This window comes from Haliscomenobacter sp. (genome assembly GCF_965225875.1).
Classification (GTDB): Bacteria; Bacteroidota; Bacteroidia; order Chitinophagales; family Saprospiraceae; genus Haliscomenobacter.
Genome location: NZ_CBDDBS010000002.1, coordinates 1,079,853 through 1,096,602 on the forward strand (window position 1 = coordinate 1,079,853; position 16,750 = coordinate 1,096,602).

General features: G+C 46.5%; 10 protein-coding genes. 4 read left to right on the forward strand and 6 right to left on the reverse strand.

What is annotated here, in order from left to right; genetic code table 11:
• Positions 1-45 precede the first annotated feature (45 nt).
• Positions 46-684 carry a MarR family winged helix-turn-helix transcriptional regulator gene (locus ACO08K_RS07195; protein WP_421795711.1) on the forward strand — a complete coding sequence of 213 codons (639 nt, stop codon included), beginning with the start codon at positions 46-48 and terminating at the stop codon, positions 682-684.
• A gap of 167 nt (positions 685-851) precedes the next feature.
• Complete coding sequence (locus tag ACO08K_RS07200) at positions 852-1,979, forward strand: glycerate kinase (protein WP_421795712.1); 1,128 nt, start codon at positions 852-854, stop codon at positions 1,977-1,979.
• 36 nt (positions 1,980-2,015) lie between these two features.
• Here ACO08K_RS07200 and ACO08K_RS07205 read toward each other — a convergent pair whose 3' ends face one another.
• The 3 genes from ACO08K_RS07205 to ACO08K_RS07215 form a co-directional block, all read right to left on the reverse strand.
• Positions 2,016-2,912, reverse strand: a complete 897-nt coding sequence (locus tag ACO08K_RS07205) for a c-type cytochrome (RefSeq protein ID WP_421795713.1) — start codon at positions 2,910-2,912, stop codon at positions 2,016-2,018.
• A gap of 301 nt (positions 2,913-3,213) precedes the next feature.
• Entirely contained in the window at positions 3,214-3,852 is a 639-nt protein-coding gene (locus ACO08K_RS07210; protein WP_421795714.1) for a response regulator, read from the reverse strand.
• The gene (locus ACO08K_RS07215; RefSeq protein WP_421795715.1) at positions 3,836-5,815 is read right to left on the reverse strand and encodes a tetratricopeptide repeat-containing sensor histidine kinase; all 1,980 of its coding nucleotides are present in this window, start codon (positions 5,813-5,815) and stop codon (positions 3,836-3,838) included. The genes ACO08K_RS07210 and ACO08K_RS07215 overlap by 17 nt, the downstream gene beginning before the upstream one ends.
• A 187-nt stretch (positions 5,816-6,002) precedes the next feature.
• Between ACO08K_RS07215 and ACO08K_RS07220 the strand changes: the two genes are divergently transcribed.
• Entirely contained in the window at positions 6,003-7,637 is a 1,635-nt protein-coding gene (locus ACO08K_RS07220) for an acyl-CoA carboxylase subunit beta (RefSeq protein WP_421795716.1), read from the forward strand.
• 135 nt (positions 7,638-7,772) lie between these two features.
• Positions 7,773-9,002 (forward strand): THUMP domain-containing class I SAM-dependent RNA methyltransferase, encoded by a 1,230-nt coding sequence (locus ACO08K_RS07225; protein WP_421795717.1) that lies wholly within the window; start codon positions 7,773-7,775, stop codon positions 9,000-9,002.
• A 161-nt stretch (positions 9,003-9,163) separates the two neighbouring features.
• Here the strand turns inward: ACO08K_RS07225 and ACO08K_RS07230 are convergent, their stop codons facing one another.
• The 3 genes from ACO08K_RS07230 to ACO08K_RS07240 all read right to left on the reverse strand — a co-directional run bounded on the left by ACO08K_RS07230 (position 9,164) and on the right by ACO08K_RS07240 (position 16,656).
• Complete coding sequence (locus tag ACO08K_RS07230; protein ID WP_421795718.1) at positions 9,164-13,063, reverse strand: YCF48-related protein; 3,900 nt, start codon at positions 13,061-13,063, stop codon at positions 9,164-9,166.
• Between the two features lie 10 nt (positions 13,064-13,073).
• A complete protein-coding gene (locus ACO08K_RS07235; protein ID WP_421795719.1) occupies positions 13,074-15,506 on the reverse strand; it encodes a cohesin domain-containing protein in 2,433 nt (810 codons plus the stop codon).
• A gap of 70 nt (positions 15,507-15,576) precedes the next feature.
• Complete coding sequence (locus ACO08K_RS07240) at positions 15,577-16,656, reverse strand: dienelactone hydrolase family protein (protein WP_421795720.1); 1,080 nt, start codon at positions 16,654-16,656, stop codon at positions 15,577-15,579.
• Positions 16,657-16,750: the final 94 nt, after the last annotated feature.

The following is a 16,750-nucleotide window of genomic DNA, read 5'->3' on the forward strand; positions in this document are numbered from 1 at the left end:
GCAACTCGAAAAATTGTTCTAGTTTTAGTCAAGATTTTTGTCACCATGTCGTACGAGCTGCTTAAACAAGTGATTGGACTGCTGGAGGAATTCGAGCAGGAAAGGGGGAAAAGTGATTTGCCAGCCTTCGCTGAATGGCTGCAAAGCCGGGTTGGCGAAGCAGAGGATGAACTGCCCCATACCCGTTGGGACGATTATGCCTCCGACGTAGATGCCCACATTGCCATGAACATCGGGGTGCTGAACTCTCATGCCAAACACTACATCAAAACTGCTCTAAAGGATACTGAGTTGAAAGGAATCCAGGATTTTACTTTCCTGGCGGCCCTGGTCAGCCACGGCGATTTGCGCAAAACGGACATCATTGCCAAAAACATGATGGAGTTTTCTCCGGGGATGGAAGTGATTCGGCGTTTGTTGCGCAATGGTTTTATCCAGGACTACGACAACCCCGAAGATGGGCGTTCACGCCGGGTGTCCATCACCCCGGCGGGTATGGCCGTGTTTGAACAAGCCTTGCAAAACATGCAAAACGTGCATCGGGTGGTAGCCGGAAACCTGACGGTAAAAGAAAAAGAAATGGTACTCCATAAATTGCGCAAACTCATCGCCTTCCACCAGCCCATCTGGGACAATGAATACGGGGAAGATTTGGAGAAGATTGTGGAGCGGCATATCTTGTGAAAAAGTTGAAAAGTTTAGGGTTGAGAAGTTGAGAAGTTAGGTAACCCAATTGCGCACTTACATTTCTGCATTTCGCCTTTTGCGCTTTACGAATTGTGAATAAAAACGTACAATTTTGTACTGCCCATTTCTTTTCAACCCTTCAACATTTCAACATTTCAACTTTTATGAAGATAGTCATCGCTGCCGATTCCTTTAAAGACGCCCTGCCCGCCCAACAAGTCTGCAACGCCATTGCCGACGGGATCAGAAAAGTACAACCCAATGCCGAACTGGTCATTTTTCCGCTCACCGATGGTGGAGAAGGGCTGGCGGATGTATTTGCCCATCACCTGGGCGGGAGTGTTGTACAAATGACCGCTTATGACCCTCTGGGGCGAGACGTGGCCTGCCAATACATCCTTTCGGCCAATGGTGAAAAAGCCTTCATTGAAATGGCCCAGGCCTCGGGCTTGCAACGCCTGAGTGAGGAAGAGCGCAACCCAATGCTCACAAGCACATATGGTACCGGGCAAATGATCGCCCACGCGCTGAATAGTGGGGTGCGTCATATCCTGCTAGGTCTTGGCGGCAGTGCGACCAATGATGCCGGAATGGGCATGGCTGCTGCCTTGGGCTACGAATTTCATACCGCTCAAGGGAAGGAATTGCTACCAAGAGGTGAATCGTTGGCGGCCATCGAACGGATTGAGGTGAATAAAGTACATCCTGCGCTCGCCGAAACCCGTTTTGAGGTTTTGTGCGACGTCAAAAATCCACTGCATGGTCCCATGGGTGCGGCTTATGTGTTCGGGCCTCAAAAAGGGGCCAATGCGGCCATGGTGGAGCGATTGGATTTGGGGTTACAACAGTTTGGTGCATTATTGGAAAAAACTTTTGGGCAGGATTATTCCACAACTCCTGGTTCTGGAGCAGCTGGCGGAATGGGCGCAGCCTGTTTGGCCTTCCTTAAAGGTGAGTTGCAGCCAGGGATTGATGCTGTGATGAATATGACCAATTTTGATGCCGCTTTAAAAGGTGCCAATCTGGTATTCACAGGTGAAGGCCGTCTGGATAGTCAAACCTTGAGTGGAAAACTGGTACGGGGGATTTGTGGCCGTGCAACACAGTTTGGAATACCCACCATCGCGCTTTGTGGTGCCATCGATGCGGATCAGGCTTTTCTGGACTTGATTGGTTTAAAAGCGGCCTTTGCGATTGGGCGGAAAGTGCAAATTTTTGACGATGCGCTGGCAAGTACGGCGGAGAATTTGGAGTTTGTGGCGGAACAGGTGATGCGGGTAGCAGGGTTATAAACTCCACTACCCTATCAACCATTCAGGGTTTAGTTGCTATTTTTTCGGCGTTTCTACTTTTGGCTGTGCCATCAAATAAGCATAAATCGCTTTGAGTGCCTCGTCATCCTGGACGGCGATATTTTTCCAGGGCATAAATTTTTGATCCATCACAGTGCCATCGGGCCGAGTGCCCGTGCGAATTGTCTTGATAAACCCAGCCTCGCCCCATTTGGGTAAATTCCCGACCTGGGTCAAATTCGGGGCCATTGGGCCATTGGGGTCGTGATTGGGTGCTCCATTCAGTTGCTCGCCATGACAAGCCCTACACCCACTGACCTGCACCAGGTAGGCACCATATACCCGGGAGTCCTTTCTTTGAGGGGTGCTTTTGAATTTGGCGGTGTGATCCAGGTATTCCACTGGAAAAGCTTTACCCAAAGCGCCCAACTGTATCAACACTTTGGCGAAAGTGGTAAAACGGGATGGCTCCCACTCTTTTTCCACCACTGGAATCGTTTTCAAGTAAGCAATAATTTGACCAAGGTGTTCTTCACTCAAAGCGTGAAATTCGTTTGATGGCATGATCATCAGGGGGCGTCCATTTTTACCAGCCCCATGCCGGATGGCTCGAATCCAATCGGCATCAACATAATTGCTGGTCACCCCGGCCGGAGTCAAATTTGGCGCGATCAAAATGCCTAAAGCAGGGTCATTGAAGAATTTGGTACCCTCCAGTTGTTCACCGTGGCAATGGGTGCAAAGGTTGCTGACCCATTTTTTGCCCTCGGCAACATTTGCTGAGTCATTGGGGATTTTGAGGCTGGCAGGTTGAATGTTGTAGGTTCTATTGAGGCGCTGGTTGTAGGTGGCATTCATGAGGAAAACTGTACAGGTCAATACCAAAATAAGTCCTCCCAGGACGATGCCGATCCATTTAAATATTTTTTTCATGGCGAAAGATTCTAGGCGTTAACAATCCATGTTTTGTTCCGAAGAACAGTACAAAAATGCCTATGAATCTGGCCATAAATACAGCGTAGATTTGTGTAAACCTGCTACGCGAATCTACGTATTTTGTAACTATTTAGCAGCCGCCTGCGGCGGACTTTTTTACCACAAAGACACAAAGACACAAAGACATTAAGCTCTAAAATGTTGTGTCTTTGTGCCTTTATGCCTTTGTGGTAAAAAAAATTGAATATAAAATCCACCGCAGGTGGATGGGTGCTAAATAGTTACCGTATTTTCATGCTTAGAGGAGTTTATGCCGAATGGCAAACTGCACCAATCCAGCGATCCCTTTAACTTCCAGTTTTTGAATCAGGTTATTCCGGTGGGTATCCACGGTGCGAGGACTGATGAAGAGTTGGGCTCCAATTTCAGTACTGGAAAAACCCTGGGCGACCAACTTCAATACATCCAATTCTCGTTCGCTCAGGCTGGCTAGCCCAGCGTCATTGCCCGCAGTGGGCGCCTTTGCCAGGCTTAGTGCCACTTCTCCGGCGTAATATTTTTCGCCTCTATAAACCTTGGATATTGCCGAAGAGAGCTCTTCAACCGAGGTGTTTTTGAACAAAAAACCATCCGCACCTTGCTCAAGTGCCCCCTGAATGATGCTGCGTTCGTTGAGCATGGTGAGTACAATGACTTTAATGCCAAAGTACTCCTGCTTGAGTTGGATCAGGGTTTCCAGGCCATTCATCAAGGGCATTTCGTAGTCCAGTAAAGCCACATCAGCGCGACCAAGACGGCGTAGTGCATCCAACACTTCCCGGCCATTTCCCGCTTCCGCCATGATCTGAATTTCTGGAATTTGTTCCAATATGGCGACAAAACCCTTGCGCACCAATTGATGGTCATCGGCAATAACTACTTTAATTTTCGGCTCCATGTTTGTTGGTTTCTGGATCATTAAGTGGGATACGAATCACCGAAATGGTGCCGTTTGGGTGGGCTGATTCCGTTTGAAAAACACCTCCCAGGGTATTTACGCGGCTCAGGATGTTGAGAATTCCCATACTACCCTTAGATCTGGCCTGTTCAAAATCAAAGCCACGGCCATCATCTTCCATCCTCAAAATCAAACTACCACCGGCCACATACAGGATGACCATAATTTTGCCTGCTTTGGCGTGTTTGATCACATTGTTCAGTAACTCCTGAGCAACCCGATAAACCCCGATTTCAACTTTTTCATCCAAATGGTCCGGCACCAGGCTGCTTTCAAACTCGTATTGCAGGGCAGTACCTTGCAACGTATTGCGCAACAACATTTCCAAGCTGGGTGCCAGGCCGTGTCGCTCCAGCATAGGAGGCAACATGGTATGGGAAATATTGCGCACTTCCGTACAAGATTGATCCAATTGCTCAGCCAAATGACCAACTTGTTGGGCCTCCAAAGGAGCAACGTTGGCAATTTTATGTTGCAGGGCTGAAAAGCCCAGCTTTAGGGCTACCATTTCCTGGGCAATGCCATCGTGCAAATCTTTGGCGATGCGTTTGCGTTCGGATTCCTGGGCTTCGATCACGGCATTGAGGCCCAATTTTTGCTCCTGAATGATGGCTGCATCCAGTTCCGCCTTTTTGCGCAAGCGGAAGCGGTTCCAAAACAACCAACCCAATAAAACAAAGGCCAAAAAACCAAAACCCAGTCCCCAAATCCAGGTTTGTTGCTGGAACAATTGACCTTCCTGTTTTTCCAATTTCAGTTGTTGTTGGGCTATTTCAGTCTCCTTTTTTTGGGTTTGGTACTTGGTTTCCATGTCGGCAAGTACTTTGGTGTTTTCAACCGTAAATAAAGAATCATCCAGGGCCTGGAATTTTTTGTACCAAAAAAGCGCCTTTTGTGGTTGGCCTAATAATTCATAAGAATGGGCGATTTCCTGGTAATAAATAGTGAGCGGATCCATCAGTTGGTGTTGCTGCATAATGGCATAACCTTTGAGTGCATTTTCCAGCCCTTTTGAAGCTTGCCCAAGAGCGTTGTACACGGCAGCGAGGTTGACATAGGGAAATACCAGGTTCGCCTCCCGTTTGGTTTCCGTTAAATACTGAATAGATTGTTCACACTTGGGAATGGCATCCAGATCTTTACCGGTTTCATGGAGCAAATGGCAAACTCCGCCCAGCATAACTCCCGCTACAAACTTGTTGTCGTTTTTAAGCGCCATGGCTATGCCTTTATGGGAATAATCAAGCGATTTTTCATAATCCCCTTTGCCTCCATAAGCAGCGGCCAGGTTATTGTAGGTAAAAATGGTACGGCGTTCGTCACCGGTTTTGAGGCGGATTTCCAATGCTTTTTCCAGGTATTCAATGGCTTTATCGTGTAATTCAGCATCTGAATACACGTTACCCAGGTTGCTGTACGCCGAAGCTGCGTTTTCCAAATCGCCCATTTTTTCCCGCAATTTGGCACCTAGTAGCAAGTAGTATTGGGCGGAATCATTTTGAGTAAAATCCTGGTAAGTTCCCCCCAGCCCGTTGTAAGCATCCGCCTGAACCTTTTGGTCTTTTATTTTTTTACCAATTTCAAGCTGTTTTTTAAACGTGCGGATGGCCGCAGCCTCCTCTTTTTTATCCTGATAAGTATTGCCCCGAATGTGCAAGGCATAGGCTTCCCCCAATAGGGATTTTGCCGCTTTGGCCATTTTTTCCAAGGTATCGGCGTATGCAAAAGAAAGATCCAGGTCTTGCATTTGCACTTCTCGCGCCAAAGCATAATACAATTCAATTTGTTGAAGGGAGGCTTTGGATTTCTGGTATTCTCGACGCAGGCTATCCGCTAAAGGGCTTTGAGCAATTCCAATCATCCAGGAAAGAGCCAATAATAGGGTCAACGGTATTTTATTCATCCTATCCCGTTTTTAGGGTGAGGGAAGATGGAATTAGTGCAGTTTTGGGTGTTTTCTTATTGCCACTAATATACACAATATTGAACTTTTAACCCAATTATCCATGAACATCCTAACTATTGTGAACAATCTGCTCATTCCAGGATTTAAGGAATAAAAATTACCTTTGCGCCACAACCTACTAGGTATGACCAAAAAAGAGATCGACCAAAACCTGAACGAGGATAACATGAAGCTGCAAATTGCCCGTTTGCAGCATCGCTTGGAGAAAATCAAACTTGGAGGAGGAGAAAAACGCATCGCCCAGCAGCATGCCCAGGGCAAAATGAGCGTACGTGAACGGGTCAACTACCTCATCGACGAAGGTTCCCCTTTTCTGGAAATTGGCGCTTTTGCGGGTTATGAGATGTACCCCGACGAAGGTGGCTGCCCAGCGGGTGGCGTGGTAGTCGGTATAGGTTATGTACGCGGCCGCCAGTGTATGATTGTGGCCAACGATGCCACGGTGAAAGCGGGTGCCTGGTTCCCGATCACGGGCAAAAAGAACCTGCGTGCCCAGGAAATCGCCATGGAAAACCGTTTGCCGATCATTTATTTGGTGGATAGTGCCGGGGTTTTTCTGCCCATGCAAGATGAGATTTTTCCCGATAAAGAACATTTTGGCCGCATCTTCCGCAACAACGCCAAGATGTCAAGCATGGGCATTCCCCAAATCGCGGCCATCATGGGCAGTTGTGTAGCTGGTGGTGCGTATTTGCCCATCATGTCGGACGAGGCGCTGATTGTGGAAGGCACCGGGTCCATCTTTTTGGCGGGGCCTTATCTAGTCAAAGCCGCCATTGGAGAAGATGTGGACAAAGAAACCCTCGGTGGGGCAAGTACGCACAGTGAAATTTCAGGGGTGACCGATTACAAAGTGCCCAACGATCAGGTTTGTCTGGATACGATCAAGGATTTGGTGGATAAATTAGGGCATTTCCCCAAGGCCGGTTTTGATCGGATAGAATCCGCCCCACCCGCAGTTGAGGAGTCGGAATTGTTGCGCATTATGCCCAACGATTCTTCCAAACCTTACTCTACGGTGGACCTGCTCAAATGCCTGGTCGACGATTCAAAACTCACCCAATACAAGGAGCACTACGGCAAAACCATCATCTGTGCTTATGCGCGCATCGATGGCTGGGCGGTGGGCATAGTGGCGAATCACCGCGAGGTGGTGCGCAATGCCAAGGGGGAAATGCAATTTGGCGGGGTGATTTACTCTGACTCTGCCGACAAAGCCACCCGCTTTATCCTCAATTGCAACCAGAAAAAGATACCTTTGGTCTTCCTGCACGACGTGACGGGCTTCATGGTAGGTTCGCGCTCCGAGCATGGCGGCATCATCAAGGATGGGGCTAAAATGGTGAATGCAGTGGCCAATTCCACCGTGCCCAAGTTCAGTGTGGTGATGGGCAACTCCTACGGAGCAGGCAACTACGCCATGTGTGGCAAAGCTTACGACCCCCGCATCATTGTGGCCTGGCCTACGGCCAAAATTGCGGTGATGGGTGGTTCGCAGGCAGCAAAAACCTTGATGCAAATCCAGGTCGCTTCCATGAAATCAAAAGGGGAAGAACTGGACGCAGAAACGGAAGAAAAATTGTTCAACGAGATCAAAGACAAATACGACCAACAAACTTCACCCTACTACGCTGCCGCCCGCCTGTGGGTGGACGCCATCATCAACCCGCTCGAAACCCGTAAGGTCATTTCAATGGGCATTGAGGCGGCGAACAATGCGCAAGTGGAGAAATTTAATGTGGGCGTGATACAAAGTTAGGTTTAGGGAGGTTGAGAAGATTTAGGGAGGTTGAGGCTACCGCAGTAATTTTGACAATGTTCTTGTCCAAGTCGCTGCGGCAGCCTCAACCTTCTCAACCTCCCTCAACCTTCCTCAACTTCTCAACATATACCAATGAAATTCATCGCCAAAACACTCGCCGGTCTCGAACCCGTGCTGGTAGAAGAACTCAAAAGCCTGGGGGCTGAAAACGCTCACCCGGGCAAACGTGCCGTTTTTTTTGAAGGAGATATGGAAATCCTGTACCGCGCCAACCTGGAGTTGCGCACGGCCCTGCGCATTTTGGTGCCCATCAGTGAGTTCAAGGTGCGCAATGAGGATGACCTTTACCATAAAATCGGGAAGATCGACTGGTCGGAATACATGAGCGTGGACGATACCTTGGCCGTGGATGCAGTGACTACTTCAGAGGTGATCCGGCACTCCAAGTTTGCAGCGCTGCGGGTAAAGGATGCGATCGTAGATCAGTTTCGCAAAAAATTCGGCAAACGACCTGACGTCAACACCGAATTCCCCACTTTGCGCCTCAACCTCCACGTTGGAGACCAGGATGTAACCCTCGCCCTGGACAGCAGTGGCGAATCCTTGCACAAACGCGGCTACCGGGTCGACAGCGTAGAAGCGCCCATCAACGAGGTACTGGCCGCCGGAATGATCCTACTCAGCGGTTGGCAGTGCGACAGTGATTTTACCGACCCGATGTGTGGCTCGGGCACCTTGCCCATCGAGGCGGCGATGCTGGCTTACAACATTGCGCCCCAGATCAATCGCCAGAATTTTGGCTTCATGCGTTGGGAGAATTTTGATAAAAAATTGTGGGATAAAGTGCGCGAGGAAGCCATCCTCAGCCAGGTCGTTTTCCAGCACAAGATCTACGCCTCCGATGTCGATTTTAAAGCAGTCAACAGCGTGGGTTACAACCTCGAAAAAGCGGGCATGGAAGGCAAAGTCGAGGTCATTCGTGAACGTTTTGAAAATGTACTACCTCGCTCCGAAAGTGGCATCCTGATGATGAACCCACCCTACGACGAGCGGATGGAACTGGATAGTGTACAAGACTTTTACAAAGGCATCGGCGATACCCTCAAAAAAAACTGGGCCGGCCACTCCGCCTGGATCATCACCTCCAATATGGACGCGGTAAAAACGGTAGGCTTACGGCCTTCCCGGCGGATTCCGCTATTTAATGGGAAGTTGGAGTGCAAGTTTTTGAAGTATGAGTTATATGCAGGGAGCAAGAAGGTGAGGGAGGAAAGAGTAGAGGTGAAAGAGGAAAGTGCGCCGATCAAAGCGGATCAGACGGAGGTGAAAAATGAAAAAGTGGGGGGGGATGATGATTGGTAGAGTGGAAAATTTCACTTGTACCAATAACAAGATTTAATGATCATCACCAATTCAATTATTCCAATGGGACTTCGTGAAGCTATTTTGGAGGGTGTAAGACTTACCAAACCAAGCTTCTCCCTTAAACATGTGTTTTGCTTAGATCACCCACGATCCTCGTTTTAGTGTTTGATGATTTTGGTGTTAAACAGGCCCGAACGGGTTTGAACAGTTATAAAATACCATTGGCCTTTGCTCAGGTTTGAGCCATTGACCTGAAGGTAAGGCATATTAATGTTTGAATTTTGCCATAATACCCGGCCTATGCCATCTCGAATCAGAACAGATTGGATGTTGTTCCCAGGGTTGTCGCTATGTATAGAAAATTCATGAAAAAACGGATTCGGGAAAACGTTCAATCGCCCCTTTGTATAGTTAAGCTCTTGACCTGTAGCTATTTTTGACAAATAAAAACCTGGGGTTGGATAGATTAAATTACACCCTTCATCATTTAGCGGCAGTTTAAAAGTTTTCATCACTGAGAAGGTATTTAATAAGCTATTTGTGTAATGAGCCCCAACCGTGCTGGCTACCCAAAGATGGGGACCTTGACCTTTGGACATGGTCATGGAAGCATCCATTAAAGGGCTACCGAGTTGAGTCAAGTCTAATAAGGCCCCATTATGGGCATTAAAACTTGCTACAACTACGTCCATGGATCCTAAACCTTGTCTACCTTTGCCCGCAAAGTTTGATGACGTATCTCCCACAATCGTCATTTTAGGGCTACCCTCACGTGCGGGGCTGTGACCAGTGTGATTGATAAAAAATGCACCATTGTACAAGTAATAATTCAAGCCACCCAACTTCAACTGATCTTTTGTTGCAATGATGGTCTGTGCTTGCAAACCTTCAATTTTCTTGATCCATCTGGTGTTTCCTTCTGGGGTAAAGGCAATGAGATAGGTTTTGGGCTTAAGGGTGTCTCCATTATAAATAGGTTTAATGTTGTGGTAATAATTTAGTTGAGTATAAGTGAGATAATAATTGCCTACCTCGTCTATTGTGTAAGCATCGGGATAGACCTTGGTTTGGGTTTGCCCTATCCATTTGTAAACAGGCCTGATTTTAGTGAATTTTAAAGCGCTTGTATCCAAATACAAAAGACCTTGATTGATTTGACTAAGGTTAGCAGGAAGCGTAATTCCATCCAATTCAGCTGAGCGGGTTTGAGGTGGCATTTCGTTGTAAAGCACCATTTGCCCATCTGGTGCCCATTGTGCTGTTAAGTTAAATTTATAGTCGGGTTGCCCCGGAAGGTAAATAGCGTATAGTTCAAAACTCTTGTACAAACTAGGAAAACTACGTTGTTGCATCACCTGTCCTGCTCCATTTAAGCGTAAAACAAGGCCCTCAGCGGGGTTTTGGTCGTCAACCAACATGGTTTGATCCATCATAAATGCCTCCCCAGCTCGCCTTTGAGTAACGTAGTAAAGTTCATTGTTTTGCCCCACCAACAAAGTTCCCCTACACCAATTGGGAGATTTAAAATTGTTGCCATTTTGGTTGTAAAAAAAGCGAATCCACAAAATTTCACCCTTTGGTGAAACCTTGATGATAAATGCACCTTGTCCTGGACGAATGTAATCCAAACGAGGATAAAATGGACTATTAAAGCCAAAGCCGCTATATCCATATCCCAAGAGGTAAGTATTTTCATCTTGATCACATTGCACTTGTTCAATGGCGTATTGTTCGCTAGCATCATAAGGCCCATTTTCCAGTTGCCACAATAAGCGACCATCTTTAGCATATTTTTTGGCAAACCAACCAGAAGGCTCACTCAAATATCGAAACAAACGCCCTGGCAACCGAACCGAACCCGCAATAACCCTGCTCCCTTGTCTGTCTTCGGCAATGGCATGGCTATCATAATGAAATATGTTATAAATACTATCTACATGGTTTTGGCTTTTTGGGGTTGGACAGATTCCACCAGTACCCACTTCTCCCAACTTATTAAACACTTCAATGCTACGCGAAAGGCTATCTACACAGCCCTCTTTGGAATAGGCGTACAGGGTAACTTGTCGGATACCAGGTCGGGTAAAGCGTAAACCCTGAGGTTCCCTGGTGTCATTGCGCGTATAAACAGCACCTCGACCAAAACGCCAATAATAACTGCTGGCTTTTTCGCTAAGATTCAAAAAACGGAGGGTATCACCAGTAAAAGTTTCTGCTCCTAATGGTTCGAACTGAGCATCTGGTCGACGAGCATAAAGATGAATCACATGCGATTCGGCCGCTCCACAACTAAATCGCTCATGCTGAACGAATACCTGGAAACTTAACTCTTCAAATAGAGATCCAACAAAAGCCCTTCGCAATTGTGTCAAATGGGTAAGCCGAGCTGGAACCAGAACTGTTCCCCCATTTCCTTTCACTTTGGGTAGACCTGAGTCGGCCCAATATTCATAACGTTTTTGAGTATTGCGAATACGGATATAAAAAAGCTTTTGTAAACAAACTGTATCCTGATCTACAACTTCAATTCCGGGCGTCGAGTTGAACAGATGAATTTTATGAGCTTGGCTGACTAATTGGTTCCCGCAATTATTTTGAATGGTAGCAAAAACGAAAAAAGTGCTGGTCGAATCTTCATTCCCTCCCGGATAGCCTTTAATAATCAAATCTTTACCAGTACCAGCGTCACCGGCAGAATACCCACAACAAAGCCGACCGACCGAATAGGTAACTCCAGGTTGGCTATTTAGAATCAAGAATTGAGCGTAGTTTCTTCCACAAAGTGTATCCTGTAAAGAAACGCTCTGCAATTTAATCAATGAATAACCAGTATAATCCAGCACTCTTACCATAGAATCGAGTTGGAAGCCATCACTGATAACCAATTTGATGGTGTCAGAGATGTTGGTACCGACATTAAATGAGGCTTGGTAAGTATTGGCTAAAGGGCGATTGTTACGGTACCATTGAAACTTATAGTTGCGATTACTTTCGTTTTGAAGTTGGAGTACTCCAGCTGAAGTACAGATTGTGCTGATATCAAATTCGAAGTAGGCCAATGGATGCGCTACTCCACCGCGGTTGCTAGTCAGTGCAAGGCGCTCACCTTCTCCACAAGCCCACATGACATCTGAGTTGAAGGGCACTAGTTGACCTACTTCGGGGTCTTGGTCGGAGGGTAAACGTTCCCAACTTTTCCCTCGATTCCGGGTTTGATACACGTACCCAGCTGCGCTATATCCTACACTGTCATTAACAAAATAGATGTTATCTGTTGAAAGTCGAGCAATGGGAGCATTGACACGGGTCCAACTTACTCCAGCATTGGTAGAATAATAAATGTCTTCGTTTGTGCTTAGAGCATAAATCAGGTTTAACGAAACGGCAGAAATAGCCTTAATTGAAAAAGGGAAGTAGCGTTGAAAGGTCCAACTAACACCACCGTCTACAGTTTTTAATAAAATATCCGGGCCCGCTACATATCCCACCTGATTGTTTACGAAATCCAGGTGACTCAGTTCATTTCCTCGGGTGCTAAAAACCTCCGTCCAAGTGTTGCCCCCATTGGTCGTACGCACTATCCCGTCGCTAAACACGGCAAAACCTATTTCATTATTTGAAGGAAACTCCATGCGAGAGAAATAATTTTCAAGGCTCCCGTCAAAAGAAAATGGCTTATGAAAGACAACTTTCCAACTGTTTCCATTATTGGTACTCAACAATATGGACGGCTCATCGCCATATTCACCAGCAACCAATAAGCGGTTGTTGCCAAATGCTTTAATGTCGGAGTGGTAAAACCCAAAAGTCAGATTGACCGGATTCGATCCGTAGTCTACATTATTGTCTGTGATGAATTTTTTTTGAAAAGTGCGGCCTGAGTCAACTGTAAAACCGACCCAATTAGTGCTCAATACAAAACCTTCGGATCGGGAGAAAAAGGAAGCATTCAGAAAAGTATTTACCTTATCATCACCTCGGTGAATGCTACGCCATTGTGCGCCAACTTGAACAATGCAATAAAAACTCAGGAAAAACAGGAGGGTAGTTTTTTTCATGGTTCAAATTTTAAGGTGTGACGAGGCATTTTTTTAGGGCAACTCCTTCTGTACACACAACTCGTAGGGTGTACATGCCACCTGGCAAATGATTTACCGCAATGGCTTGATCCAGTTTGAGCCCAGCGGCTACTTGTTGGCCATTCGCTCCCAATAGTTGCCAATACTTGAGGTGTAACCCCCCAGTGTTGACCCATAAATTTTGATCTACTGGTTGTGGATAAACCTGGATAAATTGATTTAGGATTGCAGCGGTTTCAAGGGTATTTACGATTCTCCCAAGTGGCAAAACGGCATTTCGTGCATCATGAGGAATGGTTTGATTCAACTGGTTGATCAGACGCACGTTTTGGATTTCCAAATTTAAAGTTTTACCCAAACGTTGGATTTCAGTAGGTTCAAGGGCTAAATAAAGTTCACCGATTTTTCCACGGCCACTACTGGTCTGCTGATTGGTTCGCACCATTGCAACATCTATTCGCCCAATACTGGCATCGTTGCGCTGCATAGCCATTAAATCGATGCCTAAAGTGCCTAGCCAAGATGACCGAGGATAGAATCGTATCCTTTGCTCAGCTACTTCTTTGGGGTTATAGACAATACTGAAGGCGACGCCGTATACCTGAGTAGCCGCTATATCGGCACTACCTAATTCAATGGATAGCAATTGTCCAGCGCTCTTTTTGAGCGTATCAGCACGCACGAACAAGGGGATTCCAGCAGCTCTGATTTCGACAGGAACCAATGGTGGTTTGTAATCCTGGTAAAAACGCTGCCAGTTTTGCTGAATAGCCAACGTGTCCAGATACTCAATATACCCATCTCCATTGGCGTCGATAAAAGCCAGGTCAGTATTTCCGCCGGGCAATTTTTTGCCCCAAGGATCTAAGGCTTGGGCTTCCCAATTCAAGGATGCTGATTGCCGAGCAGGTCCACGGTTACCAAAAGCCAAGCCTATCGGCAAGAGGTCAAAATGATTTACCCTACCACTTCGGTCACCGTCTCCTGGCCACAAAGCTGGTTTAATGCTAATTTCAGCAGGATAGATTTTTGCCCCCAAAATGTCATCTCCACTGATGATCTCAATAGGAAAAGTAGGATTATCAAAAGTAATATAACTGGTATCTTCAAAAAGTTGAGCCTGAAAACAAAGTTCAAATAAAGTTTTTTCAGTAACCAAAGGTATGGCTGAATTATAATTTTTTGAAAACCGTATAGAACCCAGTTTGGTATCGGTCAGGTTGAAATTATTAATTGCTAGCTCGGAATCGACCAGCTTTAATGTCAAAAATTTTAATTGTTCAGGGTTCCAGCGTAAGGCGAACTGTAAACCGAGCAATGATTTGGTGTTTGTAATGGCTACTTCAGAGCAAAAAATACCACCAGATATCACTGTTGAACTGCTTGCCCGCAAGGCAGGGAGCGTATCTGAGGCGATACATTCACTTCCACTTAAATTTTCTAACCTGGTTTCACAACCATTGGCATCGCTTACAGTCACCGAATAAACAAAATTGCTAGCAACCTTAATCTGGCTTCTGCTCCGATCAATGGCATAACTACCTTCACTCCACTCGAATACGTATTGGGGTTTACCACCCGAAGCTTCTAATCGAATGGTAGCTGAATCAGGTTTGGTGGGAAAGCAATTTACTGAAGCTTGTAAAACCGGGCCAGTGCCACTTGGTGGTTCAGTAATGTTCACCTGTGCCTCAATGGTGTCATTTTTGGCATCAATCACCAACAAAGGATACTTTCCAGGAGCAAGATTAGTCAACCTTAAGCGGTACAGGGTGCCATTGCTGGCACGGCTGAAGTATTGATATGGAGCTGTTCCTCCAGTTACCTGAAGCAAGATATTACCAAGTTTACAGTTTTCTTTGCTGGTACAGATATCTTGAAACTTCAAAGAAGAGACAAGTACATTGGATTTGAGTACTAAATTGGCTCCAATCCCAGCAGAAAGAAAATTTGCAGTAAGGGCTTCAGAACTGCCGTCCAAACTGTAAACATACTCGGCAGACCTATTTGAGCTAAGCCCGATTTTGGTGCGACTTTTATTTTTATCCTTGATCAAAAATCGGAGGGTATAAAAAGAGCTGTTGTCTAGTAAGGTTTCGCCAAGATTAAAGCCAAGTTCGTCATTCCAGGCAAAACGCGAACTACCTTCTGTTGGAACCCCACTGTTTGGAGATTCAATATTATAGACGCGAAGCAGTGGGTCCAATTCCAAAACATTGATTAATTGCAACACTTTAGGATCCCATTCTGCTACATAGTCGAGGGCATAAATTTTAACAAAGCCTTTTACACTTACTTGAACATCCACCGTGTCTCCTCTGACAGGGCCTTTTTGGGAAAAAATAATACTCAGGCAGTGCTGTGGCTGAGCTTTAAGGAAAATACAACAGCACAGTATTGACCAAAGGAATAGGTATTTCATGGGGAAAGGTTTGATTTTCCCTAAAGTTAATTGTTCTTACGTATAGAAAGTGTTAAAATTTAATCAGACATCATAATTTTGTCGAAAAAAACGCCAGCGTCTCCTTCCACATCTCCCGCGTATACTCATGCCCTACCCCTTCGTATTCCTGGTGTTTGAACTGACCAGCTTTATCGTACAAGCCATACACCTTTTCCAAAAAACCATTGATGTAATTGACTCCTTCCAGTGGTGCCATGCGGTCAGCTTTGCCCGACATGGTGAGCAAGGCACGTGGCGCAATACAAGCCAAAACTGCCTCGTTGTCGAAGTGCCGCAGCAAATCCTGGACATAATAATAAATGCCGTGAGAGCCCATCCGCCCCAACTTGATCAGCTCCTGATTGCGCACAATACAAGCTACGGCTACGGTTGCCTTCACCCGGTCATCCACTGCAGCCAACCAGTAGGAACGCAGGCAACCCATACTCATGCCCACTGCGCCAATCCGGGCTGGGTCTACTTCGGGACGAGCACAGAGGTAGTCCAGCGCCATCTGGTCGTCGCGCACCATACTGCCCCAAAAGCTACGACCTTTGAGCAGGTTTATCCGGGCCCAGGTGAGTTCTTCATTTTTGCCTTTTTCATCGGGGCCATTGGGGCCTTTGCCCGAGCGTTCGCCGAATGCATAGGAGTCGATCGCCAGTACGACATAGCCCTGTTTCACCAAGTCTTCACCAGGTCCGCTGTCGTTGACCCAATTTAGCTTGAAAAGTTCGTCTTTGCCGTGAGCGTAATCGCCGCCGTGGTAGTGGTGGTAAAGGATGCCGGGGGCTTTGGGCGCACGTTGATCGGGGATCAGCAGGATGCCCGGTACAGTAGCGTCAATGCCATTGAAAAATTCGAAGTATTCGATGGTGTAGCCTGCGCGTTTTTCAGTGCGCAAGGTTTTGGCCTGAATGCTCGGGCGTGCGGGTAAGGGGCCGAAACAGGATTGGATGGTTTGGCGCACGGCTTTGCGGCCTTTTTCCCAGGCTTTGGCGGAACTGGGCAAGGGAAATTGGGGATACTCAAAGGAGACATCTTGATATTGGGTGCCACTTTGCGCCAAACCTTCAAGAATGAACAGAAAACTGAAGGCGATAAATAAGGTGTAGGCTATTTTTTGCATATAACTAAGTTAATCATTAGACTTGTCAACATGATCCCTAAGGTGATTTCTAAGGTGTCTTTGGTTTCTAAGGTGGTTCAAATAAAACTCTTGC

What these genes read in the sequence shown, in the direction of transcription:
- ACO08K_RS07195 (WP_421795711.1), top strand. Translation starts at nt 46, where the DNA reads ATGTCGTACGAGCTGCTTAAACAAGTGATTGGACTGCTGGAGGAATTC.
- ACO08K_RS07200 (WP_421795712.1), top strand. Translation starts at nt 852, where the DNA reads ATGAAGATAGTCATCGCTGCCGATTCCTTTAAAGACGCCCTGCCCGCC.
- ACO08K_RS07205 (WP_421795713.1), bottom strand. Translation starts at nt 2,912, where the DNA reads ATGAAAAAAATATTTAAATGGATCGGCATCGTCCTGGGAGGACTTATT.
- ACO08K_RS07210 (WP_421795714.1), bottom strand. Translation starts at nt 3,852, where the DNA reads ATGGAGCCGAAAATTAAAGTAGTTATTGCCGATGACCATCAATTGGTG.
- ACO08K_RS07215 (WP_421795715.1), bottom strand. Translation starts at nt 5,815, where the DNA reads ATGAATAAAATACCGTTGACCCTATTATTGGCTCTTTCCTGGATGATT.
- ACO08K_RS07220 (WP_421795716.1), top strand. Translation starts at nt 6,003, where the DNA reads ATGACCAAAAAAGAGATCGACCAAAACCTGAACGAGGATAACATGAAG.
- ACO08K_RS07225 (WP_421795717.1), top strand. Translation starts at nt 7,773, where the DNA reads ATGAAATTCATCGCCAAAACACTCGCCGGTCTCGAACCCGTGCTGGTA.
- ACO08K_RS07230 (WP_421795718.1), bottom strand. Translation starts at nt 13,063, where the DNA reads ATGAAAAAAACTACCCTCCTGTTTTTCCTGAGTTTTTATTGCATTGTT.
- ACO08K_RS07235 (WP_421795719.1), bottom strand. Translation starts at nt 15,506, where the DNA reads ATGAAATACCTATTCCTTTGGTCAATACTGTGCTGTTGTATTTTCCTT.
- ACO08K_RS07240 (WP_421795720.1), bottom strand. Translation starts at nt 16,656, where the DNA reads ATGCAAAAAATAGCCTACACCTTATTTATCGCCTTCAGTTTTCTGTTC.